This window comes from Bacteroides sp. A1C1, from assembly GCF_004328515.1.
GTDB lineage: Bacteria > Bacteroidota > Bacteroidia > Bacteroidales > Bacteroidaceae > Bacteroides > Bacteroides uniformis.
Genome location: NZ_CP036491.1, coordinates 2611174 through 2634559, shown reverse-complemented (window position 1 = coordinate 2634559; position 23386 = coordinate 2611174). Strand labels below are relative to the sequence as shown.

Genomic DNA, 23386 nt, shown 5'->3' with positions numbered 1-23386 from the left:
AATGGCATTAATAAAATCAGTAAGAGGATTCACTCCCGAAATCGGGGAGAATTGTTTTTTGGCGGACAATGCGGTTATCATTGGTGACGTCAAGATGGGACGGGATTGCAGCATCTGGTTCAGCACCGTGCTGCGAGGTGACGTAAATTCAATCCGCATAGGAAACGGAGTAAACATCCAGGATGGAAGCGTACTCCATACCTTGTACGAGAAATCGACCATAGAGATAGGAGACCACGTATCCGTGGGGCACAACGTGACCATCCACGGAGCTGCCATCAAGGACTATGCTTTGGTAGGGATGGGTTCCACCATCCTTGACCACGCAGTAGTGGGCGAAGGGGCCATTGTCGCCGCCGGTTCCCTGGTATTGAGTAATACGGTCATCGAGCCGGGAAGCATTTGGGGAGGAGTCCCCGCCAAGTTCATCAAGAAAGTGGACCCGAAGCAGGCCAAGGAGCTGAACCAGAAGATTGCACACAACTATCTGATGTATTCCGACTGGTACAAATAAAGGGAGGCAAGGCCCCCCTAAAAAACAGGGCGATAAAGGGATGCCATTCCATCACCTTTATCGCCCTATCGTTATCACTCTTTACTCTTCTAAAAGTTTATCATACTCATTATCTTATCCGTCGCACCGGCATTGCTGGTCACATAATTGCTTGCATTCATGCCTGATTCGCGCAAAAAGACTTCATCTGTCAGCATACGGTCGAGCAAAGTTTTCAGCTCCTCATAATCCTTCACCGAGAAAGCGCCTTTTGTCTCCAGCAACTGGATGGCCTCCTGAAATTTCTGATACTTCGGTCCGAAAATCACCGGAATGCCATAAACTGCAGCCTCAAGGGTATTGTGGATTCCCACTCCGAAACCACCTCCGATATAGGCAATCTCGCCATAGCGGTAAATGGAAGAGAGCAGCCCGAAGCAATCAATAATCAGGCAATCGGCCTTACGGACATTCTTCTCGTTGGCACGGGTATAGCGCACATAAGGGCGTTTCAGTTTACGGATAATCTCTACCAGATGGTTCTCGTCGATGACATGCGGAGCGATAATCAACTTCACCTCCGGATGCTGGTTGAAGTATTCAATAAATAAATCCTCGTCCGGCTGCCAAGAGCTTCCTGCCACAAAAGTCATCGTATTGTTCTTGAAAAGCTCCACCAAAGGCAGACGCTTAGCTTCCTCACAAATCTGCAGCACACGGTCAAAACGGGTATCCCCCACCACCGTGACACGGCTGATGCCTATCTTCGCCAGATAGCGTTTGGAGCGTTCATTCTGCACAAACAAATGGTCGAAGTCGCGCAGCACATGTCTGTACGTACCGCCATACCACTTGAAAAATACTTGCCCGCGACGGAAAATGGAGGAAATGCTGTACACCGGAATACGACGCTTATGCAGTTCGTCCAGATAGTTCTTCCAGAACTCGTACTTGATGAAGAATGCCATGCAGGGATTCACGATATCCAGGAACTTCTTCACATTTCGAGGCTTGTCGAAAGGCAGGTAGCAGACAACGTCTGCCCCCCTATAATTCTTGCGGACCTCATAGCCCGACGGCGAGAAGAAAGTCAGCAGAATACCGTAATCCGGATATTTGGCACGAATTTTCTCAATCAACGGCCGTCCCTGCTCGAACTCCCCCAAAGAAGCGGCATGGAACCATATATAGCGCACGTCCTTCTCCAACTGCTGCCGGAGAAGTTCATAAACCACCCAGTGTCCCTTCATCATCTTTCGGGGCTTACGGCTAAATGGAGCAGCCAGATGCACCAGAATATCGTAGATGGCTATTGCCAAGTCATATAGCATACTATATGGATTAAGGATGAAGAAGATTTATTCACTTTAAAGCATCAACAGCACGCTGTATACGGACCAACGTCTCTTCCTTGCCAATCAGCTCAGTAATGTCGAACATGTGCGGACCTTTACACTCGCCCACCACTGACAAGCGGAAGGCATTCATCACATTTCCCATGTGATAGCCACGCTCGGTAATCCAGCCAATCACAATATCTTCGGAAGGCTTGGAGGAGAAATCCCCGATACCGCGCAGCACATCCATCAATTCAGCCATGATGCGGGGAGTATCTTCCGACCAACGTTTCTTCACATCCTTTGCCGCATATTCCGTGGGAGCTACGAAGAAGAAACGGGTCTGGTCCCACAGTTCCTTTACGAAGTTGACGCGTCCCTTCACCAGTGAAATCACTTTCGTAAGGAACTCGTCGCTATAGTTGGAGGCGTCTATGCCGTTAGACTCCAGCACCGGCTTGAAAAGACAAGCTATCTCCGCATCCGGTTTCATCATGATGTACTCATGGTTGAACCAGATACCTTTCTTATAGTCGAATTTGGCACCCGACTTGCTACAATGGCTCAAATCAAACAATTTCACCAATTCATCCATAGACATCAGTTCCTGGTCATTGCCCGGATTCCAGCCCAGCAGAGCCAGGAAATTAATGACCGCTTCGGGCAGATAACCAGATTCGCGGTAACCTGAAGAGACATCTCCCGACTTGGGGTCATGCCACTCCAACGGGAAAACCGGGAAGCCCAGACGGTCGCCGTCACGCTTACTCAATTTGCCGTTACCCTCGGGCTTCAGCAACAAGGGCAAATGCGCAAAGGCAGGCATGGTATCCTCCCACCCAAAGGCACGGTAGAGCAATACATGCAACGGTGCGGAAGGCAACCATTCCTCACCACGTATCACATGGGACACTTCCATCAAATGGTCGTCCACAATATTGGCCAGATGGTAAGTAGGTAGTTCATCTGCCGATTTATAAAGAACCTTGTCATCAAGAATGGAAGAGTTTATCACCACTTCCCCACGAATCAAGTCGTTCACATGCACATCTTCGTTCGGCTCTATCTTGAAACGCACCACGTACTGCTTACCGGCAGCAATCAGCGCGTCTACCTCTTCTTTAGGAAGGGTCAGTGAATTGCACATCTGCATGCGGGTAGAAGCATCGTACTGGAAATTCGCAATCTCCGCACGCTTTACTTCCAGCTCCTCAGGAGTATCGAAAGCGATGTAGGCTTTTCCGGCCTCCAGCAGAATCTGAACATACTTCTTGTATATTTCCCGACGTTCCGACTGACGGTACGGGCCATGGTCTCCACCGAAACTCACGCCCTCGTCAAACGGGATGCCCAACCACTTGAAAGACTCCAGGATATATTCTTCCGCACCCGGTACAAACCGGTTGGAATCAGTATCTTCAATACGAAATATCAAATCTCCTCCATGCTGACGCGCAAAGAGATAATTGTATAAAGCTGTACGCACACCGCCGATGTGCAACGCCCCCGTAGGACTCGGGGCAAAACGGACTCTGACCTTTCTTTCTGTCATAATCTACCTTACTTATGAATATTTTAGACGGCAAAATTAAACCTTTTTTTCCACACTAATGTTTTTTTTTTGTACTTTTCGCAAAAATTTCAGCCGATATGAGTTATTTCAATACCCAAAAAGAGTTCTCACTCAGAGATTTGCTATACAGAGCACTGATATTCATCGGCACTGTGGGGATTATTGTCTATTTTCTGCCACGTGACGGTAAATTCAACTACCAGTTCGACATTGACAAGCCCTGGAAGTACGGACAGCTCATGGCCACCTTCGACTTCCCCATCTATAAGGCCGACGAAGTGGTGAAACGCGAGCAGGACAGTATCCTCGCCGCCTTCCAGCCGTATTTCCAGCTGGACAAAAGCATTGAGAAAAGTGTGCTCGCCAAGTTGAAGGCAGACTATCAGACCCACCTGCGCGGCCTGCTTCCCTCCACCGACTACGTCCGCTTTCTGGAAAGGAAACTCTCTGAAGTATATCGCGCCGGCATCGTTTCCACCGAAGAGTTGAACCAACTGCATAAGGACAGCACAACCGCCATCATGGTCATTAACGACAAACTGGCCAACCAGCAGGACATCAACAAGGTATATTCGGTGAAGGATGCCTATAACTATATACTCACGGCCGATACCGCCCACTACCGCCCGGACATTCTACGGCAATGCTCGCTGAACGAATATCTGTTTCCTAATCTAACCTATGATGAGCAGCGGACAGAGACCGCCAAGAAGGAGATGCTCGACAACTATTCATGGGCCAACGGCATCGTACTGAGCGGACAGAAAATCATCGACCGCGGCGAGATTGTCAGCCAGGAGACATACAACATCCTTGAAAGTCTACGGAAAGAATCCATCAAACGCAGTGAGTCCATCGGGCAAAAACGGTTGATGCTGGCGGGGCAGGTACTGTTTGCCAGTATCTTCATGCTGTGTTTCATGCTCTACCTCGACTTGTTCCGTAAAGATTACTACAAGCGCAAGGGCAGCCTCTCCCTGCTCTTCGCCCTCATCATGTTCTATTGCGTGGTGACGGCCATCATGGTTGCCAACAACATATTCAATGTCTATATCATCCCGTATGCCATGCTGCCGGTCATCATCCGGGTGTTCCTCGACTCACGCACGGCCTTCATCGCACAAGTCACCACCATACTGATATGCTCCATCTGCCTGCGCTATCCGCATGAATTCATTCTTCTGCAACTCTCGGCGGGACTGGTTGCCATCTTCAGTCTGAGGGAGCTTTCACAACGGTCGCAACTGTTCCGAACAGCCTTCCTCGTCATATTGACCTACGCTGCCGTCTACTTTGCTTTTGAGCTGATTACAGAAAACGACTTGACAAAAATCAACGGAAGCATGTACACCTATTTCGTCATCAACGGAGTGTTGCTGCTGTTCACCTATCCCCTGCTCTTCCTGGTGGAAAAGACGTTCGGCTTTACCTCCAATGTCACCCTGGTCGAATTGTCCAACATCAATAACAGCCTGCTGCGCCGCATGTCCGAGACAGTTCCCGGCACCTTCCAGCATTCCATGCAGGTTGCCAACCTTGCGGCAGAAGCGGCCAACCGCATCGGAGCCAAAAGCCAGCTGGTACGTACCGGAGCGCTGTATCATGACATCGGCAAGATGGAGAATCCGGTGTTCTTCACCGAGAATCAGTCGGGCGGAGTCAATCCGCACAAGAATCTGGGCTATGAGCAAAGTGCCCAAGTCGTCATCAGCCATGTGACGGACGGGCTGAAGCTGGCCGAGAAGAACAATCTCCCCAAAGTAATCAAGGATTTCATCACCACTCACCATGGTCGTGGAAAAACGAAGTATTTCTATATCTCCTGGAAAAACGAACACCCCGGTGAAGCCCCCAACGAGGAGGCATTCACTTACCCCGGTCCCAACCCGTTCACCAAAGAGCAGGCTATCCTGATGATGGCCGATTCGGTGGAAGCCGCTTCACGCAGTCTGCCCGAATATACGGAAGAGAGCATCAGCAACCTGGTAGACAAGATTATCGATTCGCAAGTGGCAGAAGGCTATTTCAAGGAATGCCCCATCACCTTCAAGGATATCGCCACCGTGAAGAACGTATTCAAGGAGAAGCTGAAGACTATATACCATACCCGCATCAGTTATCCCGAACTTAAAAAATAAGAACTATGGAAGTGACCAGTAAAGAACAGAAAAGAGCCGAACAACTGCTGCAAAGCCAGCACATCGGACTGCACCAAATCAAGAGTTTCAGTTTCATGAAGCGTTACCACCAGGTTCCCCGCAAAAGCAACCTGGCTGCAAAAGACAAATACGGTCCGGGCATACTGACTTTACATCTAAAGGAAGGGAAAGAAAAAGCAATCTATCTGCCTCCTTTCCGTCACCCTTCCTCGGTCATCCGCTACCTGGTCTCCCAAGAAATCCCCTTCGACAACTACGCACCGAGGGAACGGACAGCCGCAAAGATTCCCACAGAAACATACCAGCGCCCGTCACTCTATATGTTCTGGTTCTTTGTCTTATTCCTAGTGTCCCTTATCTTGGGATATTATTCCGTCAGTGGCAACGTATGGTGGGGCTTCATCCCGGCTATCATTTCGTTTGCATTAAGTCTTTTTTTCATCAGCATGCTGATGACCCGCTTCTGTTACCTGACGCTGGACAATGACGGCCTCATCATACACAGCGTAGGCAGGAACATCCGCTATCCGTACCAAAACCTAAGAAAAGTAAACTTCGACTTTGCCCGCGAACAGAATTTCACGCACGTCATGGAATTGTTGGACAACGATTACCGCTATCGTCTGTTTTATATCGGAAGGGTTTCGAGGAAAAAGCTGAATGAGATTACCGAACGCCTGCAACAAGCCGGAGTGGATGCCACTTGCAGCCTAAACGACAACAAACGGTTCTTCCAGGATACGTATATCAGCCACTAAACAGACGTTAGCCAACAAATAAGCTGCCGGATACGGCATCATTCCCGTTTCGCAGATTTCAGAATGATGCCTTTGCACTTGCTCTCAATTTATTTATAATTGCAGGATAAACCTTTTTATAAATAATTTAAAAATGAGCAGAAATGAAATTACCTTACAAGAGATGTTCTCCTCAGTCATTGGGGAACTCCGGGAAAGCGGCAGGTGGGGAACAGCACACATCTACCAGTCAACGGTGAATGTATTCTCGGTATTCGCCAAATGGCAACCGATGCCCATGCGCAAGCTGAGCCCGACCGTACTGAAGAGATTCGAAAACTACCTCAGACAGAGGAATTGTAGTTGGAACACGGTGTCCACCTATATTAAAGCAATACGCTCGGTTTACAACCGGACAGTGGACAGAAAGCTGGTGCGATATGTACCCAGACTGTTTGAACATGTATATACCGGTACACGGACAGATAGGAAGAAAGCGCTCGAAGCTTCCGACATAGGCTCTTTGGTGCGAGAGACAGAGATGAACCTGCAGGCCGGTAATTCTCCCAACACCCGACAGAAAACAAAAATTTTCTTTGTATTGATGTTTATGCTAAGAGGGATTCCTTTTGTAGACCTAGCGTATCTGCACAAAAGGGACTTACAAGGAAACATCTTGTCTTATAGGCGCAGGAAGACGGGACGGGCACTAACCGTGTCACTCACACCCGAAGCCATGCAGATGGTGAGAATAATAGCAAACAAGGACAAGGACTCTCCTTATTTATTCCCCATATTACAAAGTGAGGAAGGCACAGAAGCGGCATACCGGGAATACCAGTCGGCACTCAGGGCATTCAACCAACGTTTGGCAGTGCTCAGGCAGTGTCTGGGAATGCAGTCGGCACTCAGTAGTTATGCCGCGAGACATACTTGGGCCACCATGGCTTACCACTGCGAGATACATCCCGGAATCATATCAGAAGCCATGGGGCACTCCTCCATCACAGTGACGGAAACCTATCTGAAGCCTTTCAGCAACAGAAAGATTGACGAAGCCAATCAGAAGGTAATTTCTTTTGTAAAAAACGAAGGATATCCAGTATAAAAGAGATTACTTCTTTTGAGGAAGTAGAGCAAACTTGTTGTTTCTTTTTTATAATCTTCAAACAAAGTTTTGAGGAACGGATTGATATCGACTTTACAAAAAATTTCCCAACGTAAGCAATAAACTGAAAGATAGAAGCTTTGATTGAAAATTAGGCACTTTTTCACTTCATAATTTCTATTGTAGCTTTTCTATGATGTTGGGGATTAAGACTATATATTATCTTTCCAATATCCTAACGGACTGATTTTTACTATTCTGAACAAAATCAGCCTATTCCCTCCTTATTCCCTGATTATTAATGAAATTAACAAGATTTCATTACCTGCGAAGTAACGGAAAATCATATAACAAAACGGATATAGGAATGGAATATAAAATGAGAGATTATTCACTTTTTTATTTTTTAAATTTATAAATTTAAAGTTTTCAATTATGAACAAGAAGTTTCTAAGTGTGATCCTGTTCAGTGCCTTAATGGTTGGTACTGCAGGAACGTTTACGTCTTGTAAGGACTACGATGATGACATCAACAACTTGCAGGAACAAATCGACGGTCAAAATGGTCTGAGTGCCAAGATTACTGCTGTAGAGAGCTCAATCAGCAATTTGCAGTCTGCACAAAGTGGTTTGCAGAGTGAAATCGCTGCTGCAAAAGACGAGGCTTCAAAGGCTGCCCTTGCAGCACAAGAAGCTGCTATTGCTGTAGCAAAGGCTGAATTGGAAAAAGTCAAAGCCGAGTTGCAAGAGGCCGACAAAGCCGGTATAGCAGCAATAGAAGAAAAACTGGCTGAAATTTCAGGTAGAATCCAGACTTTGGAACAGTTCAAAACTACTACTGAAGCAACATTGGAAAAATTGGCAGCAGCAGATGTAGCTTTGCAGAGCAGCATCACTACCTTGAAAGCTGATGTCGCTGCCAATGCAGAACAGATTGGTAAGAACAAAGCTGCCATTGAAGCACAAATTGCCGCTTTGGGTGAATATAAAGGAACCAACGATGCTGCCATTGCTGCTTTAAAAGCTGATTTGGAAAAATTGCAAGCTGGCGAGCTGACAGAAGAAATGGCTGCAAAAATTGCAGCACAAGTAACAGAAGTTGTAGGCGCTAAATTAGACTTGATTTCTGCTGCATTCAGTAAAGCTGTTACTCATGTAGAATTGTTGAATTATTCATTCGGCAGCAAAACTGACAATATTATTGAAGGTGAGCCTTCTATAATGGATTTGCGTACTGCTGAAGCTGTAGAAGACCGTGTGTTTGGTAAAGGCAGCTCCGACGAAGTAGAGGCAAATTCTTATGAAATCATTAATCAAAAGGAGTTCAAAAAAGGTGAAAGAGCATTCATCAGCGACTCTGTATTGATTCGTGTGTCACCGGCTAATGCCACCTTGACCGAAGGACAGATTTCATTTGTCAATTCTGCACTGGGCAATCTAGATGAACTGGTGACTGTTGAGAAAGTGGAGCAGTTTAAAGGCACAGTAACCACCAGAGGTGTATCTTCTAATGGTCTGTGGAAAGTCGTATTCAAGTTGAACAAGGATAACTATACAGAAGAGAATTTGCTGAAAGCTGCAAAGTTTGACTATAAGAGCGGCAACGCTGAAGACGAACCGGTGAAGAAACTGAAGGATATTCTCTACGCAGTAGCAGTAACAGACAAACCGGGCGACGTGGAACGTAGTGTGACAACCGGTTATGAATTGACACTGGGTTCTGTATATACACCGCAGTATGAACTGAATTTCAAGGTCAACGACAAGGAAGTGAATGATCTGCGTAACCGTTTCCAGTATGCTGAAGATGGAACTTTAACTGCTGATGCAAGCAAAAAGCTGTTCTATGACTATAAATGGAATGTTGATAGAAACGGAAACCGTATAGAGGAAAACGGCTCTTATGTATCTATTGATGCTACTATTAAATATGGCACATGGAGAGACCAAGACCTTTGGAGGGGTGGCGATAACCGTGACAAAGAAGGTTCTAGCAAATCTTTCTTCTCTACAAAAGTGGGTGAAAAGTTTACCGTAGAATTGAGTTATAATGATGAGGATATCAGTGGTATCTATGGTTTCTATGTAGTGCTTGACGCGCAACGTGCCGTAGAAAGTGCTCCGTCTGAAATCACGGCATGGAACTCTTATAAGGCAGATATCGAAGGACTGAATACAATTACGACAAACCGTAAGATTGAAATGTCTATCAATGCAGAGAAGGCTGATGGTGACATTATCGGTTTCCGCGTATATGCAGTAAATAATAACGGTTCTTTGGTTGACCCGGACGGTAAGGCATTCTATGTAGCAGTAGGCGACATCGATGCTATGACTACTACGTTGAAGGCTGATTACGTACCGGTATGGAATGCTCCTGATGGTGATTACGAACGTGATGTTGAGATTGATTTGGACGAAGAACTTCTGAAACTGTTTGAAGATAAATATAATGAATATGAGGAAGGTAATTTGATATTTGACATAGAGAATAATCCGAATGACAATGAAAATTTCGTCAAATACTTCGACAGCCAGGAAGGCAAGTTAGTTATTTCATTGAAGGGTAATTTGAATAAGTTCAAGGATAATGGTACTTATAAGATGTATTTCAACTTTACCGATAGTAAGAAGAATGTAATAGTTAAGAAAGTTGCCATTGAAATAACCAAGAAGATGCCAGAATTCCCTGCTGCATTCTCTGCTAAGGCCAACCAACTTGACAAAGAAGGCGCAAAGGTTGTTGAAGTAACAGAAGCTAACTGGAATACTACTATCCATAATCTGGGTACAGCATTCAATGGCGTTTCTGATCCTACCAACGCAATCATCGACTTCAACTATACATTCACTTGCGCAGAAAAGCAGATTGTATTCTACTCTGATAAGGCAAATGTTGCTAGATATGGATTCTGTCTCGATGTAAACAATGACAAGGATAAAGCAGCAGCTCTGTTTGCAGATAAACCAGAAGGAAAGATGTACGATGTAACCGTATCCTATAAGTACAGCAATGTTTCATCAGAAACGGCAGACTACTCTTACACTGTAAAAGCCCCGGCTGCCCAGAACTTCAAACTGAGACTTGTATGTGGTGAAGGTTTCACTTCTGAATGGAAGAACTTTGATGACAAGAAGAATCCAATTAAGGAATCCTTAATCTATAACGCTTCTGAAACAAGAATTGCTCTTGCTAATATTCTGAAGTTCAAGAAAGGTGATATAGATTACACGCCTACTTTTGTTGCTGCAAATATCAAAGAATGCCACTTGGCTTCTAACAATGTGGATGACGAATACTTTACTGTAACATTTGATGCGGTTACTCAAGAATTTGTATTTGTTTCAAGATTGGGACAAAATCCACCGACTTCTGATGTTATTGCAACCTTGAAGTTCACAATGGTAGACTTCTTCGGACACGAAAATCCTGAGGAATATCCATACTTCGTTATTAAGAAATAATTTTTTCATTCTTAGTAATTGATGAAAGAGAAGCCTAACTGAAAAAATAAGCTTCCGTACTTTATGAGGGTAGGAGAAAACAAAATTGTTTTCTCCTACTTTTTTCTCCCTACTTTGCTTCCACACTTCCACCCACCTCCTGCATCCCCCTGTCCATCGGCATTTACCCCGCTGTGGAAGTAACTCCCAAAAGTGGAAGCAAAATTTGCTTCCACCTATTCAAGACGCCATAGTTTTACCATAACTAACTCATTCTTATTTTAATACATCGAACAAAGTTTATAAAACACTTGCACCAGTTTCCCCATACTTCTACACCCATCCTACCCATAAAATCTGCAATACCCATATCCCCCCTTATCTTCATCCCAAATCCACAACAGCCTCCTCCCCCTCCTCAGCATAAAAAATGCCCCCGTTCATTTCATTCTCCCTCCACTTTCCACTATCTTTGTCCCCGCGATGAAAAAGTTTGCCGACGTCATATTGCCTTTGCCTTTGCACAGCTGCTTCACCTACTCCCTGCCCGACGAGTGGGCGGATGAAGTGCAGACCGGTTGCCGGGTGGTAGTGCCATTCGGACGGAAGAAATACTATACAGCCATCGTGCGCAACGTGCACTATTGTGCCCCCACCGAATACGAAGTAAAGGAAGTGTCCGCCTTGCTGGATGCCCGCCCCATACTGCTCCCGCGGCAGTTCAAGTTCTGGGAATGGCTCTCCGACTACTACCTCTGCACACAAGGAGACGTCTACAAAGCCGCCCTACCCTCCGGCCTGAAGCTGGAAAGCGAAACAATCGTAGAGTACAACCCCGATTTCGAGTCCGACGTCCGCCTGCCGGAGAAGGAACAGAAGATACTGGATATGCTCTCTGCCGACCCGGAGCAATGCGTGACGAAACTGGAGAAAGAGACCGGCATCAAGAACATACTTTCTGTCATCAAGTCACTGCTCGACAAAGAGGCCATCTTCGTAAAGGAAGAATTGCGCCGTACCTATAAGCCTAAGACCGAAAACCGAGTGCGCCTTACCACTGCCGCCCGCAACGAACACCGCCTGCACATCTTCTTCGACGAGTTGCAGCGCCGTGCCCCCAAGCAACTGGACCTGCTGATGAAGTACCTGGAACTCTCCGGCTACCTCAGCGGACGAGATATAAAAGAAGTCTCCAAAGCCGAACTGCTGCAACGCACCTCCGCCACCCCTGCCGTATTCAACGGTCTTGTGGACCGTGGTGTATTCGAAGTCTACCAGCAGGAAATAGGCCGCATAGACAAAACACTCCTCAAAGAAGTCATCCCCGTCAACCCGCTGAACGAGCACCAGCAACGCGCTTATCACTCCATCTTAGAGAATTTTCAAAGCAAGAACGTCTGCCTGCTGCATGGCGTCACGGCAAGCGGCAAGACCGAAGTCTATATTCATCTGATAGAAGAAACCATCCGGCAAGGAAAGCAAGTGCTCTATCTCCTGCCCGAAATAGCTCTCACTGCACAAATCACAGAGCGCCTGCAACGCGTATTCGGCTCCCGACTGGGCATCTATCACTCCAAGTTCCCCGATGCCGAACGGGTGGAAATCTGGCAGAAGCAGCTGTCGGAAGCAGACTATGACATTATTCTCGGCGTCCGCTCCTCCGTCTTCCTTCCTTTCCGCAACCTCGGTCTCGTGATTGTGGACGAGGAGCACGAAAACACCTACAAGCAGCAAGACCCCGCCCCTCGCTATCATGCTCGCAATGCAGCCATTGTACTCGCCTCCATGTACGGCGCCAAAACTCTGTTGGGTACGGCAACCCCTTCTGTAGAGACTTGGCACAATGCCACATCCGGTAAGTATGGCCTCGTGGAACTGAAAGAACGCTATAAAGAGATACAACTGCCGGAGATTATCCCCGTAGACATTAAGGAACTGCACCGCAAGAAGATGATGAAAGGTCCGTTCTCTCCACTGCTCCTGCAATACATCCGCGAAGCGCTGGAACAGAAAGAACAAGTCATCCTCTTTCAGAACCGCCGCGGCTTCGCCCCCATGATAGAGTGCAACACCTGCGGCTGGGTACCCAAGTGCAAGAACTGCGACGTCAGCCTCACCTACCACAAGGGGCTGAACCAACTGACCTGCCACTACTGTGGCTACACCTACCAACTGCCCCGCATCTGCCCCGCCTGCGAGGGCACTGACCTGCGCAACCGCGGCTTCGGCACGGAGAAAATAGAAGATGACATCAAAGCCCTTTTCCCCGACGCTCGAGTAGCCCGTATGGACTTGGACACCACCCGCACCCGTACCGCTTACGAGCGCATCATCTCCGATTTCCAGCAAGGCAAGACGGACATCCTGATAGGCACACAAATGGTGTCCAAGGGTCTGGACTTCGACCACGTCAGCATTGTGGGCATACTCAATGCCGACACTATGCTGAACTATCCCGACTTCCGCGCCTACGAGCGCGCCTTCCAGCTCATGGCGCAGGTTGCCGGACGCGCCGGACGGAAGAACAAGCGCGGCAGGGTGGTGCTACAAACCAAAAGCATCGACCATCCCATCATCCCGCAAGTCATTGCCAACGACTACGAAGCCATGGTAGGCGGGCAGCTTGCCGAACGCCAGATGTTCCACTACCCGCCCTACTACCGCCTGGTGTATGTCTACCTGAAGAACCGGAACGAGACCCTGCTCGACCTCATGGCACAGACTATGGCCGCCAAGCTCCGCACCGTCTTTGGCAACCGGGTACTGGGACCGGACAAGCCGCCCGTAGCACGCGTACAGACCCTGTTCATCCGAAAGATTGTCTTGAAGATAGAAACCAATGCCCCGATGGCCCGTGCCCGCGAACTGCTCGTCCAGGTGCAAAAGGAGATGGTAGCGGAAGACCGCTTCAAGTCGCTGATAGTGTATTATGATGTAGACCCGATGTAAATAACTCGTAACTATAGAAATATGAAGAAGATACTTTTCGTTTGCCTTGGCAACATTTGCCGTTCCTCCTCGGCAGAGGGAGTCATGAAGCATCTGGTAGAAGAAGCCGGACGTGCGGATGAGTTTTTAATCGATTCTGCAGGCATTCTGTCTTATCACCAGGGCGAACTGCCGGACAGCCGGATGCGTGCCCATGCTGCCCGCCGTGGATACAATCTGACGCATCTTTCGCGCCCCGTACGTACCGAGGATTTTTACAACTTTGACCTGATTATCGGTATGGACGACCGCAACATCGACGACCTGAAAGACCGCGCCCCTTCAACCGCCGAATGGAGCAAGATACACCGCATGACGGAATACTGTACAAAGTTTACCCATGCCGACCATGTACCGGACCCCTACTACGGCGGTTCCGAAGGTTTTGAGTATGTGCTGGACATTCTGGAGGATGCTTGTGCCGGGTTACTGCAGAGCATTTAATCCAGCGGCATTACATGATACAGTGTCCCCTGCCGTGACTTCTTGTTCGGTATTTCAAGCTTCTTGAGCGTCCGCCCGAATACGGCAACCTTGTTGATTGCCAGACGGTCCCGCGTCTTTGTCTGCAAGGCGGAAAGAATCTGCATGGGCATCATCCATTGCCCCTCCTCATCCTCTTCTGCCGCGCGGAAATGGCTGTGGAAGAGTTGTTCCAGTGGGGTGAGCTGTTCAAATTCCCGGTTCGTCCGCTTCAAGATGGCTTCATCGGCATCATCCAGCCAGTAGCGCTCACCTTTGGCTACGGCATTCAGAGCTTGTGCATAGAGCTGGCGGTAGTTGATGGTGACATTCGTATCAATGGGGCCGGTGACCTCAATGCAGATGAAACGGCGGCTGCCACTGGGGTCTGACAACAAGTCCTTCTGGTTGCTGGTGCCGATGAAGGAGGCATACCGCCGTATCTCCCGGATGGTGCTGCCGTAGGGTTTGCGCAGGTTGGCAACCGGTTTCTGCAGCAGATGCTTCAGAAAGCCCTGCTGGTTGATGTTGATTTGGTCGAACTCGTCGATGTTGACGAGCAGAAAGCATCCCAGGCTGCGTTCCGCTTCCTGCCTGCTCTTGAAGTCAATGCTGTCCGTATAGCCGAAACGCAGCTCCGGTGGCAGCAAAATGCGGCAAAAGGTGGATTTCCGGAACCCTTGGGAACCGACAAGCAGAGGAGAAGTATTGTTTCCGTGTTGCCGGTCCATTCCACGCCAGTGTGCCACCATGCCTAGGAACCAGCGGTAGAACAACTCCCGCCAATGAGGATTGTGGCACGGGACGAGGTCGGCCAACGCCCGGATGCGGTCTTTCCCGTCCCAGCGGCCGGTATCGTAAAGGTATTCTTCGACGGGATTATAGAGTGGCACATGGTCTGAAGTAAGGAAACGGTTGATGTCGCGGTCCCATACGCGGATACCCTCCTTCAGGGCATTCATGGAGACCGTACTGCGGGCACGCTGGTCAGCAGGCTTGAAATAGAAATGGACGGAGTCGCGCTGACGGTATTCCAAATCATCCAGAACGGTGTTGTAGCGGAACTCATACCGGCGGCCCATAAACTCTTCCAGCCGGAAAACGCTCTCCTGCTCTTGCGTCAGACTGCTCTTTTTCCCGAAGCCTTTAAGCTCTTGATATAGGTTATGAATCGTTTGACGAACAATGAATTCATCCGCTTCCCGGTAATAGTGCATCAATGTCTGGCGGACTACTTCCTCTTCGGGGATGCCTGCCTTGAAACAATGTTCGGCCAGAGGCACCAGCAGTATCCGTAAATCCCCCTCCCGTTTCCAGCCGTCCAATTCGCGAAATGCACGGTCAAGGGCCGATTCGAAGAGTATGGCGAAGGTGTCCGAGGCTTTACTGTCCGGATGCAGCCGCAACAGCGGGTTCTTTTCTGCGAGTTTTCGTTGCCGGAAGTTCTCTTCCTCGGGCATGCCGAGGGGTTGTTCCAAGCAGAAAGGCACAGCGGCAGGATTGTAGTAAGGATATCCATCCAGAGTCATGCGGCAACTCTGTGTAAGGGAAGGTTCTTTCAATGTAATGGCAAACGGCAGTAAGGGCTGGTAGCACTTCACCGCCATACGGTAGGCGTGGGCATGAAACAAGGCGGCATCGCTCTCCCGCTTCGGCGTTGTGCCGTCGGGCAGGGCAAACAATACCCATATCTTGGCACTCCGTCCGCTGGAACCGCAGAAAGCGGCAAAGGTCTGTGGCAGCAGGGCGGCTTGTCGCTTTACATATTCCGCTTCGGCAATGCCCGACAGACGGTTTACTTCCAGTTGTACGAGTCCGTTATAGTTCTTCATCTGCCGTTCTCCCTCTTGCGTACGGCTATATTCCACGGCAGGGTAGATGCGTGGCAGTTTGTCTATATGTTCGTATTGGGCGCAAGTACCCTCCAGTTGAGGAAGGATGGCCCGGAGGGTCGATACATGTCCGGCTTTGGTTTCGGTTTTCAGTTTTTTAATCAGTGCATCCGCTTCCAGGGTGCTGAGGGCTTCCTTTCCGCTCTCTTTTTCTGCTCTAATCAAGGTAATTTTCATTCTGTTTGTCAGCTTGTTTAAGTAAATATAATTCTCGTAAAGATACGATATCAGAAGGCGGAAAACAAGTATTCAGTAGAATAATTATTAAATAAATCCCTGCTTCCACAAACTATACAGCGTGGTATCGGAAACCTTTGGATTTCTTTTTTAAAACATAGGCATTCCTTTGTTTTTCTCCCTTTGTTTGTCTACTTTTGTATAGGGAATAGATGACGCCTAACGACCATGAACAGCTCTGCTTACGGCCATGAAGCAATCGCTTGACGACCGTAAGCAGAGCTGTTCATGGTCGTTAGGCGTTTCTATCCCCAAAGCTTTTACGGATGAAGTACGTAACCCGCACCTATTCCGCATAGGGCGCGAACGTATTGTACAACAACTTAAAAGACATTGAACTATGGCAATTTTATTCGATTGGTATGAGCTCCCGGAACCTAAAGACAAACAGCGGGAAGAAAAGATACTTCATCCGCGCATCCGCTTGAACGGCTCTACCAGTACTGCCGAACTGAGACGTCGGATTCAGGAACGCTGTTCGTTGACGAAGACTGATGTTTCGGCGGTGCTGGATGCCTTGTCGCACGTCATGGGGGAAGACCTTGCCGAGGGGCGGCAGGTGCATCTGGACGGTATCGGCTATTTCCATCCCGTACTGACTAGCACGGAGCCGGTGACCGCTGCGACCAAACGTAAAACCACCAAGATTAAGCTGAAGGGCATCAAGTTTCGTGCCGACCAGGTACTGAAGAATGAGATAGGCGCTATCAAAGCTAAACCACTGGGGCTGAATGAGCATTCCCAAAAACTGAGTGACAAGGAGATTGACAGGCGGCTGACGAGCTACTTCTCTACGCATCAGTTCCTTACGCGCAGTGATTTTCAGAGCCTCTGCGGAATGATGCGCTCTACGGCACAGCTTCATATTCGCCTGCTTCGCAGCGAAGGCAAACTCGAGAATGCAGGAAAACTGAACCAACCGATTTATCTACCTTGCACGGGGTATTATGGTAGAGACGAGTAGGTTACGGTAAAACTATAGCGTTTTGAGTAGGTGGAAGCAAAATTTGCTTCCACCTTTTTTTGTTGCTTCCACAGCAGCTCAAATGCCGATGGATAGGGGGATGCAGGAGGTGGGTGGAAGTGTGGAAGCAAAGTGATGGAAAATAAATTTTTGGAGAAAAAAAGAGGGCATTCCGTTTTATCGGAATACCCTCAAGTCTATCTATGTACTATATATCTTACTTCTTCAAAGTAATTGTTACAGTAGTGGTTGTGGTAGCACCCCACTTATCAAGTACAACGAGAGAAACCTTACATGGAACATCGTTCTGCAATGCAGTTTCTGCGCTCTTCTTCACTACTGAGAAGTAAGAGTAAGCATCAGTCTCAGTCGGAGCAAACTGACTTCCACTATGGTCTTCAATAGCCAGATATTCTTTGGCATTGTCATCAGCCAAAACAACTCTCACGCTTTGGATTCTACTATCCATAGGCTCAGTTGTATCCGCTACATAATTAGCACCTGATTTCTTATACATCTGAGTCAAGTTATAAGCCTCTCCGTAAACATCCTTAGCAGTGATGTTCTTCAAGCTAACCTTGATAGGACTAACACCATTGCCAGAAGCATTTGCAGCTGCAGTAGCTTCCAAGGCACCTTCCTTGATTTCAGACTTAACTGTCAAGTTGAATTTATCTACAATCTTAGCGATGTGAACGTTGCCGAATACAGTGTAAGCAGCCTGGATTTCACGAGTTGAGTAAACATTGTCTCTGTTGTCTGCATTCTGAGCATTGTCGTATACCTTAACGCTGATATCACCCGCAACACCGGTTGTTGTAATCCATGGTGTACAAGTGTGTCCATCAATTTCGTGAAGCGTTTCAGTAAACGCTACATTGGTCTTTTCAGCACCCATGTCTTTGTACAGCTTGAACAAGTTATAAGTAACATCTGTACCATCTGCTGAACCGTAAGCTACAGCGTTGTCACCAACGAAGTAAGCAGACAGTCTGCTGAACGGAGTTACAGCTGACTCAGCCGGAGACTTGATAGTAACCTTAACAGGAATTTCAAAGGCGTTTACTGTGGCTCCCTTCTTCTTCAAGCCCAATACAATTTGATAGCTTTCTTCCGCTGGGAATGCTTTAGTGTAATCGAAACTGAACTTAATGTACAACGGGGTCTGAATCTTAGAGCCAGCCGCTGAAACATATTGACCTGCACTGTTTTTAACATAAAGAGTGCTTGCATCAATTGTTGTAATCCAGCTTTCATCGAATGCAGTTCCATCCTTACCATATTTCACACCGTTTACTGTGATTGTCTTTTCAGTAAGAGCCTTGCCGTCTGCCCAAGTAATGCTTCCAACCTTTGCAACAGAAGGCAGGTCAGTGTCAGTTGAACCAGCCAAAGCTGCTTGAATATCACCCAATGGCAAGAAGAAATCAGCATTAGTTTTATTTACTGTCCATTCTACATCACCTAAAGTTGTTGAAGGAGCAACATATTTAAAGGTTACTGTAATAGTCTTGGCAGTTGCAGCTTCTGCAACAGTTCCATTTACTAACAGATAATTTACTTTAATATTAAGACTACCAGCCTTTTCAGCCTTAATCGTATTTCCAGATATAGTTGCACCAAGATTTGCTGCAGCAGTCTTATCGGCAATTTCAAAATAGTAATCAACGATATAAGGAGTCAAATCGGCAACAGCAGTACCATCAACAGTAGCAACAGCAGTATTTTTGAAGCATCCGATTAAATCAAGTTCCTTATTGATGTCAACAGAAAGAGCTTTCAGGCTAGTTACAGAAATTGCACTAACAGCCGTTTCTGTCACTTTTACATCATATGTGGAAGCGACCAAACCATCGGCAGTTTCAGTCGTTAAAGCATAAGTTCCTGCAGATTTACCACAATTTGTTGTAGAAAGATACTCTACAGTCATATCGAATACACCCTTGTTCACTGAAGCTGCACGAGTCAATGCATCTTCAGTCATGTTAGCTACCGGATTAGTCACCTTGAAAGGCATATTACCTTTTGAATCGGACAAAACATAAGCATATTTAGTGGCATCGGCATCCTGAGGATTTACAATAGCACTTAATGTACTAGTCTGTGAAAGCAAAATAGCGTCTTTCTTATATGTTACATTATTAAATTTCACATCAGCACCCAATGCCTTACCATAGCTCATTGTAACATTAGCAGCTTCAATCTTACCGTCATTAATAGAAACCGCTTTCAAGCTTGTAATAGATGCGGCTTTGGGTAATTTGATGACAGCAGGTTCGCCTTCACCATTTTCACTTGTTGCAACGTGCAGTTCCCAATAGCTGGTCTTATCTACGACATAAGTACTTGCTCCCATGGCAGAAATGCCAGTATCAGTGCCGACATAGTCATTCTTTTCAGCATCCCATTCGTAAGTCACCCAATTACCGGTTTCCTTACTGATAGAAGGAGCTTTAGCATTGATGCCGTTTACTCCATTCTTACCTTCAGAGCAAATACCGGTATCTTCGTTGTTGATGATGAAATTTTTAGTAACTGGATCGATGGTGATTGTAGCAGCATCACCCTTATCCCCTTTATCGCCTTTAATGGTTCCAATGGTGCTAGTAGTATTATCACTCCAAGTGATTGTAATACCATCGCCATTTTTCACAACGTTGGTAACAAACTTACCATCGCCCACTTTTGCCTGTAAGTCGCTGATTGAAGCCTTGATACCAGTCAACTCATTGTTGATCTGATCAATGTCATCATCATAGTCCTTACAAGACGTGAAAGTTCCTGCAGTACCAACCATTAAGGCACTGAACAGGATCACACTTAGAAACTTCTTGTTCATAATTGAAAACTTTAAATTTATAAATTTAAAAAATAAAAAAGTGAATAATCTCTCATTTTCATTCCCTTTCACATAGCTGTTGATTACATGATTTTTTCCGTTACTTCGCAGGTAATGAAATCTTGTTAATTTCATTAATAATCAGGGAATAAGGAGAAAATAGACCGGTTTTGTTTGGAATAGTAAAAATCTGTTCGTTGGGATATTGGAAAGAGGATTAGAAGTCCAGAAAAGTGACAATGGGAAAGTAATGAAATGAGGCCTTCAAAAAATGGAAGTGTGTATTTTCAGCTCAAAAGGTTGAATAACAGCATATTGATAGAACCGATGTGAGCTCCGTAAAGACAACATCATTCCGTTCCTCAAAACTCTGTTTGAAGATTCCGGAAAATGTGCGACAAATCTATTCTATCCTATCAAAAGAAGTAACGTCTTTTACACCGTACACACTCCACTTCTTACAAAAGAAATTACCCTTTGATTGGCCTCGTCAATTTTTCTGTTGCTGAAAGGCTTCAGATAGGTTTCCGTCACTGTGATGGAGGAGTGCCCCATGGCTTCTGATATGATTCCGGGATGTATCTCGCAGTGGTAAGCCATGGTGGCCCAAGTATGTCTCGCGGCATAACTACTGAGTGCCGACTGCATTCCCAGACACTGCCTGAGCACTGCCAAACGCTGGTTGAATGCCCTGAGTGCCGACTGGTATTCCCGGTATGCGGTTTCCGTACCTTCCTCGCTCTGCAGGATGGGAAACAGATAGGGGGAGTCGGGGTTCCTGTCCGCCACCATCCTGACCATCTGCATGGCTTCGGGTGTGAGTGACACGGTTAGTGCCCGTCCCGTCTTCCTGCGCCTATAAGACAAAGTGTTTCCTTGTAAATCCCTCTTATGCAAATAGGCGAGGTCCACAAAAGGAATCCCTCTTAGCATAAACATCAATACAAAGAAAATTTTTGTTTTCTGTCGGGTGTTGGGAGAATTATCGGTCTGCAGGCTCATCTCCGTCTCTCGCACCAAAGAGCCTATGTCAAAAGCTTCGAGCGCCTTTTTCCTATCTGCCCGTGTGCCGGTATACACATGCTCAAACAGCCTGGGTACATATCGCACCAGCTTTCTGTCCACCGCCTGGTTGTAAACCGAACGTATTGCTTTAATATAGGTGGATACCGTATTCCAACTACAATTCCTCTGCCTGAGGAAGTTTTCGAATCTCTTCAGTACGGTCGGGCTCAGTTTGCACATGGACATCGGTTGCCATTTGGTGAATGCCGAGAATGCATTCACCGTTGACTGGTAGATGTGTGCCGTCCCCCACCTGCTGCTTTCCCGGAGTTCCCCGATGACTGAGGAGAACATCTCTTGTAAGGTAATTTCATTTCTGCTCATTTCTAAATTATTTATAAATGGTTTGCCCTGCAATTACAAATAAATTGAATGAATATAAGATTCAAGAAAGAAACCATTAAAGCTTGTTCCTTTGCAACCAAAGTTGGAAGAACTGATCATATACCTGGTAAATACCTTTATCATACGTAATAAAGTCTTTTTCTAGCAGTCCTTTTACAGCTGAAGAGACAGAACTTGCAGATTGCAACTTGTATTTACGTACAAAGCCACCACTTGAGATAGCCTTAGCTTTTCCCTCTGCTGCTATTGCCATAAATACAATACGCTGCTTTTCGGGCATCTGATATAATAAGGCATCATAGGTGTCGGCAGAAAAGTCTAGAAGGTCGTTAATGGCAGTATCTATCATTGAGGGAATACATATTTCTCCAGTTCCGGTCATGGAAAATAAAATGTTCATAACCTTCTGCATATACGAAGTTATACCATTGAAGCGTTCATATAACTCTGTTATTACCAATGTATCTAAGAGTTTGCTTGCCCGCTCAAAGTGCTTAAGGCAGAACTCCGCGTATTTATCAACAGAAATGGGAGGCAGGTTTATCAATGTAACTGATTGATAGAATGGACGTGTCGGAGAAGTAAACATTGCCCCCATCAGATGCCTATGGGACCCGGAGAAGACAAAGTGGGCATTGGAACAGCGTTGTATATGTGTCCGTAATGCCGCTTCTATGTTGGGATCGTCTGCATATTTGGTTATTTGCTGGAATTCATCGATGGCGATTAGGCATGGTTTTCCGGCATTGTTCAGATAGGAGAATATCTCATCCAATGTTGCAGAGGGATTGGTTATAGCTCCCAGACCGATTCCCCACGTAGGCTGCCCATTCATGTCGAATGTTATTTCGGAGCGAAGAGAGGCCAGGACATTCAGGAAGGTACTCCATACGGATTTACCTTTTGGACGTAATTCATCCAGTACAGCCTTGCCGAAAACATTCACAAAATCGCGTACAGAGCTTGTGGCATAGATGTCGATGATAAAAGTGTGATAATGCTCCTTGATTTCCGGCTGTCCAAAACAATGCCGCAACAAGTCTGTTTTGCCTAATCTGCGTGGGGAAATCAAGGCTATGTTATTCTCATTCGTCAAAAGTGAGACGATTTTAGTCGTTTCTTTCTCTCTGTCACAGAAATATTCTGGTGACACATAGCCGTTCGTAACAAATGGATTTTTCATATGATTATTGAGTTTACACGCAAATATATAGAAAATATCACAATAATCATTAGATGATAATCATAAAATGATTATTAATAGAAGTGTGTGGTTAACTATCATATGAAATGGCTATTCTTTTCCTCATCCAAAGAATAGAGGAATAGCAATAGCTATTTTCTGTTTTAATCTTGATATTCAATTTCTTCACCAAGAACTTGACGTATCATATTATGTTCATTGCGATAGAGTTTACCATTACGCAGATAATAATAGTTAAAGTAACCGGCAAACTCAATAGTGGCATACTTTAGTGTGTCTCCTTGATTATAGGCTCTCCATGTACTCTCGTAAGAGCTGGAATCATCATATTGAATCAAGGTGGTGGAGTCGGATCGAAGGTTGAATTGGATACCGGTTTCAGTGATGAATTTGCCTGGAAAAGGATGTGTAGCTGCTGACTTCTTACATGAAGAAAAGCAGATGAGTGAAACTGACACGGTCAAAATGAATAGTATTTTCTTCATATCTGATATTTATAAATGAAAGATTGAAAAAAAGGACGTCCTGCAAGAGGACGT

16 protein-coding genes are annotated in these 23386 nt (G+C 46.4%); 9 read left to right on the top strand and 7 right to left on the bottom strand.

What is annotated here, in order from left to right; translation table 11 throughout:
- Position 1 precedes the first annotated feature (1 nt).
- Entirely contained in the window at positions 2-514 is a 513-nt protein-coding gene (locus tag EYA81_RS10480; protein WP_117600996.1) for a gamma carbonic anhydrase family protein, read from the top strand.
- A gap of 89 nt (positions 515-603) precedes the next feature.
- Here the strand turns inward: EYA81_RS10480 and EYA81_RS10475 are convergent, their stop codons facing one another.
- Together EYA81_RS10475 and gltX are read right to left on the bottom strand one after the other, a co-directional pair.
- Positions 604-1824, bottom strand: a complete 1221-nt coding sequence (locus EYA81_RS10475) for a 3-deoxy-D-manno-octulosonic acid transferase (protein WP_117600995.1) — start codon at positions 1822-1824, stop codon at positions 604-606.
- Between the two features lie 31 nt (positions 1825-1855).
- A complete protein-coding gene (gene gltX, locus EYA81_RS10470; protein ID WP_131225716.1) occupies positions 1856-3382 on the bottom strand; it encodes a glutamate--tRNA ligase in 1527 nt (508 codons plus the stop codon).
- Between the two features lie 98 nt (positions 3383-3480).
- Here gltX and EYA81_RS10465 point away from each other — a divergent pair, with 98 nt between their 5' ends.
- From EYA81_RS10465 to EYA81_RS10440, 6 genes are all read left to right on the top strand, one after another.
- Positions 3481-5541 carry an HD family phosphohydrolase gene (locus EYA81_RS10465; protein ID WP_117600993.1) on the top strand — a complete coding sequence of 687 codons (2061 nt, stop codon included), beginning with the start codon at positions 3481-3483 and terminating at the stop codon, positions 5539-5541.
- A gap of 5 nt (positions 5542-5546) precedes the next feature.
- Positions 5547-6320 (top strand): hypothetical protein, encoded by a 774-nt coding sequence (locus tag EYA81_RS10460; protein ID WP_117600992.1) that lies wholly within the window; start codon positions 5547-5549, stop codon positions 6318-6320.
- Positions 6321-6453: 133 nt separating this feature from the next.
- Positions 6454-7407, top strand: coding sequence for a site-specific integrase (locus tag EYA81_RS10455; RefSeq protein WP_131225715.1), 954 nt, complete (start codon positions 6454-6456; stop codon positions 7405-7407).
- Between the two features lie 435 nt (positions 7408-7842).
- On the top strand, positions 7843-10872 hold the full coding sequence (locus tag EYA81_RS10450; RefSeq protein ID WP_131225714.1) for a cell surface protein: 3030 nt from the start codon (positions 7843-7845) through the stop codon (positions 10870-10872).
- Between the two features lie 462 nt (positions 10873-11334).
- Positions 11335-13800, top strand: a complete 2466-nt coding sequence (priA, locus tag EYA81_RS10445; protein WP_117600986.1) for a primosomal protein N' — start codon at positions 11335-11337, stop codon at positions 13798-13800.
- A gap of 21 nt (positions 13801-13821) precedes the next feature.
- Positions 13822-14283 (top strand): low molecular weight protein-tyrosine-phosphatase, encoded by a 462-nt coding sequence (locus EYA81_RS10440; protein WP_005825832.1) that lies wholly within the window; start codon positions 13822-13824, stop codon positions 14281-14283.
- On the opposite strand, the gene EYA81_RS10435 is transcribed toward EYA81_RS10440, so the two are convergent.
- Complete coding sequence (locus EYA81_RS10435; protein ID WP_120173093.1) at positions 14280-16370, bottom strand: BT4734/BF3469 family protein; 2091 nt, start codon at positions 16368-16370, stop codon at positions 14280-14282. The genes EYA81_RS10440 and EYA81_RS10435 overlap by 4 nt on opposite strands.
- 250 nt (positions 16371-16620) lie before the next feature.
- Here EYA81_RS10435 and EYA81_RS19225 point away from each other — a divergent pair, with 250 nt between their 5' ends.
- The gene (locus EYA81_RS19225) at positions 16621-16767 is read left to right on the top strand and encodes a hypothetical protein (RefSeq protein WP_165491377.1); all 147 of its coding nucleotides are present in this window, start codon (positions 16621-16623) and stop codon (positions 16765-16767) included.
- 3 nt (positions 16768-16770) lie between these two features.
- Complete coding sequence (locus EYA81_RS10430) at positions 16771-17394, top strand: HU family DNA-binding protein (RefSeq protein ID WP_131225713.1); 624 nt, start codon at positions 16771-16773, stop codon at positions 17392-17394.
- A 217-nt stretch (positions 17395-17611) separates the two neighbouring features.
- Here EYA81_RS10430 and EYA81_RS10425 read toward each other — a convergent pair whose 3' ends face one another.
- The 4 genes from EYA81_RS10425 to EYA81_RS10405 form a co-directional block, all read right to left on the bottom strand.
- Complete coding sequence (locus tag EYA81_RS10425; RefSeq protein ID WP_242672378.1) at positions 17612-20368, bottom strand: hypothetical protein; 2757 nt, start codon at positions 20366-20368, stop codon at positions 17612-17614.
- 300 nt (positions 20369-20668) lie between these two features.
- The gene (locus tag EYA81_RS10415) at positions 20669-21622 is read right to left on the bottom strand and encodes a site-specific integrase (protein ID WP_131225711.1); all 954 of its coding nucleotides are present in this window, start codon (positions 21620-21622) and stop codon (positions 20669-20671) included.
- 76 nt (positions 21623-21698) lie between these two features.
- Entirely contained in the window at positions 21699-22826 is a 1128-nt protein-coding gene (locus tag EYA81_RS10410) for an ATP-binding protein (protein ID WP_131225710.1), read from the bottom strand.
- 164 nt (positions 22827-22990) lie between these two features.
- On the bottom strand, positions 22991-23332 hold the full coding sequence (locus EYA81_RS10405; protein WP_131225709.1) for a hypothetical protein: 342 nt from the start codon (positions 23330-23332) through the stop codon (positions 22991-22993).
- Positions 23333-23386: the final 54 nt, after the last annotated feature.

Bases quoted from the DNA above. Each gene is read 5' to 3' on its own strand.
- EYA81_RS10425 (WP_242672378.1), bottom strand. From the start codon at position 20,368: ATGAAATTAACAAGATTTCATTACCTGCGAAGTAACGGAAAAAATCAT.
- EYA81_RS10465 (WP_117600993.1), top strand. From the start codon at position 3,481: ATGAGTTATTTCAATACCCAAAAAGAGTTCTCACTCAGAGATTTGCTA.
- EYA81_RS10410 (WP_131225710.1), bottom strand. From the start codon at position 22,826: ATGAAAAATCCATTTGTTACGAACGGCTATGTGTCACCAGAATATTTC.
- EYA81_RS10450 (WP_131225714.1), top strand. From the start codon at position 7,843: ATGAACAAGAAGTTTCTAAGTGTGATCCTGTTCAGTGCCTTAATGGTT.
- EYA81_RS10480 (WP_117600996.1), top strand. From the start codon at position 2: ATGGCATTAATAAAATCAGTAAGAGGATTCACTCCCGAAATCGGGGAG.
- EYA81_RS19225 (WP_165491377.1), top strand. From the start codon at position 16,621: ATGAAGCAATCGCTTGACGACCGTAAGCAGAGCTGTTCATGGTCGTTA.
- EYA81_RS10430 (WP_131225713.1), top strand. From the start codon at position 16,771: ATGGCAATTTTATTCGATTGGTATGAGCTCCCGGAACCTAAAGACAAA.
- EYA81_RS10440 (WP_005825832.1), top strand. From the start codon at position 13,822: ATGAAGAAGATACTTTTCGTTTGCCTTGGCAACATTTGCCGTTCCTCC.
- priA (WP_117600986.1), top strand. From the start codon at position 11,335: ATGAAAAAGTTTGCCGACGTCATATTGCCTTTGCCTTTGCACAGCTGC.
- EYA81_RS10435 (WP_120173093.1), bottom strand. From the start codon at position 16,370: ATGAAAATTACCTTGATTAGAGCAGAAAAAGAGAGCGGAAAGGAAGCC.
- gltX (WP_131225716.1), bottom strand. From the start codon at position 3,382: ATGACAGAAAGAAAGGTCAGAGTCCGTTTTGCCCCGAGTCCTACGGGG.
- EYA81_RS10475 (WP_117600995.1), bottom strand. From the start codon at position 1,824: ATGCTATATGACTTGGCAATAGCCATCTACGATATTCTGGTGCATCTG.
- EYA81_RS10405 (WP_131225709.1), bottom strand. From the start codon at position 23,332: ATGAAGAAAATACTATTCATTTTGACCGTGTCAGTTTCACTCATCTGC.
- EYA81_RS10460 (WP_117600992.1), top strand. From the start codon at position 5,547: ATGGAAGTGACCAGTAAAGAACAGAAAAGAGCCGAACAACTGCTGCAA.
- EYA81_RS10415 (WP_131225711.1), bottom strand. From the start codon at position 21,622: ATGAGCAGAAATGAAATTACCTTACAAGAGATGTTCTCCTCAGTCATC.
- EYA81_RS10455 (WP_131225715.1), top strand. From the start codon at position 6,454: ATGAGCAGAAATGAAATTACCTTACAAGAGATGTTCTCCTCAGTCATT.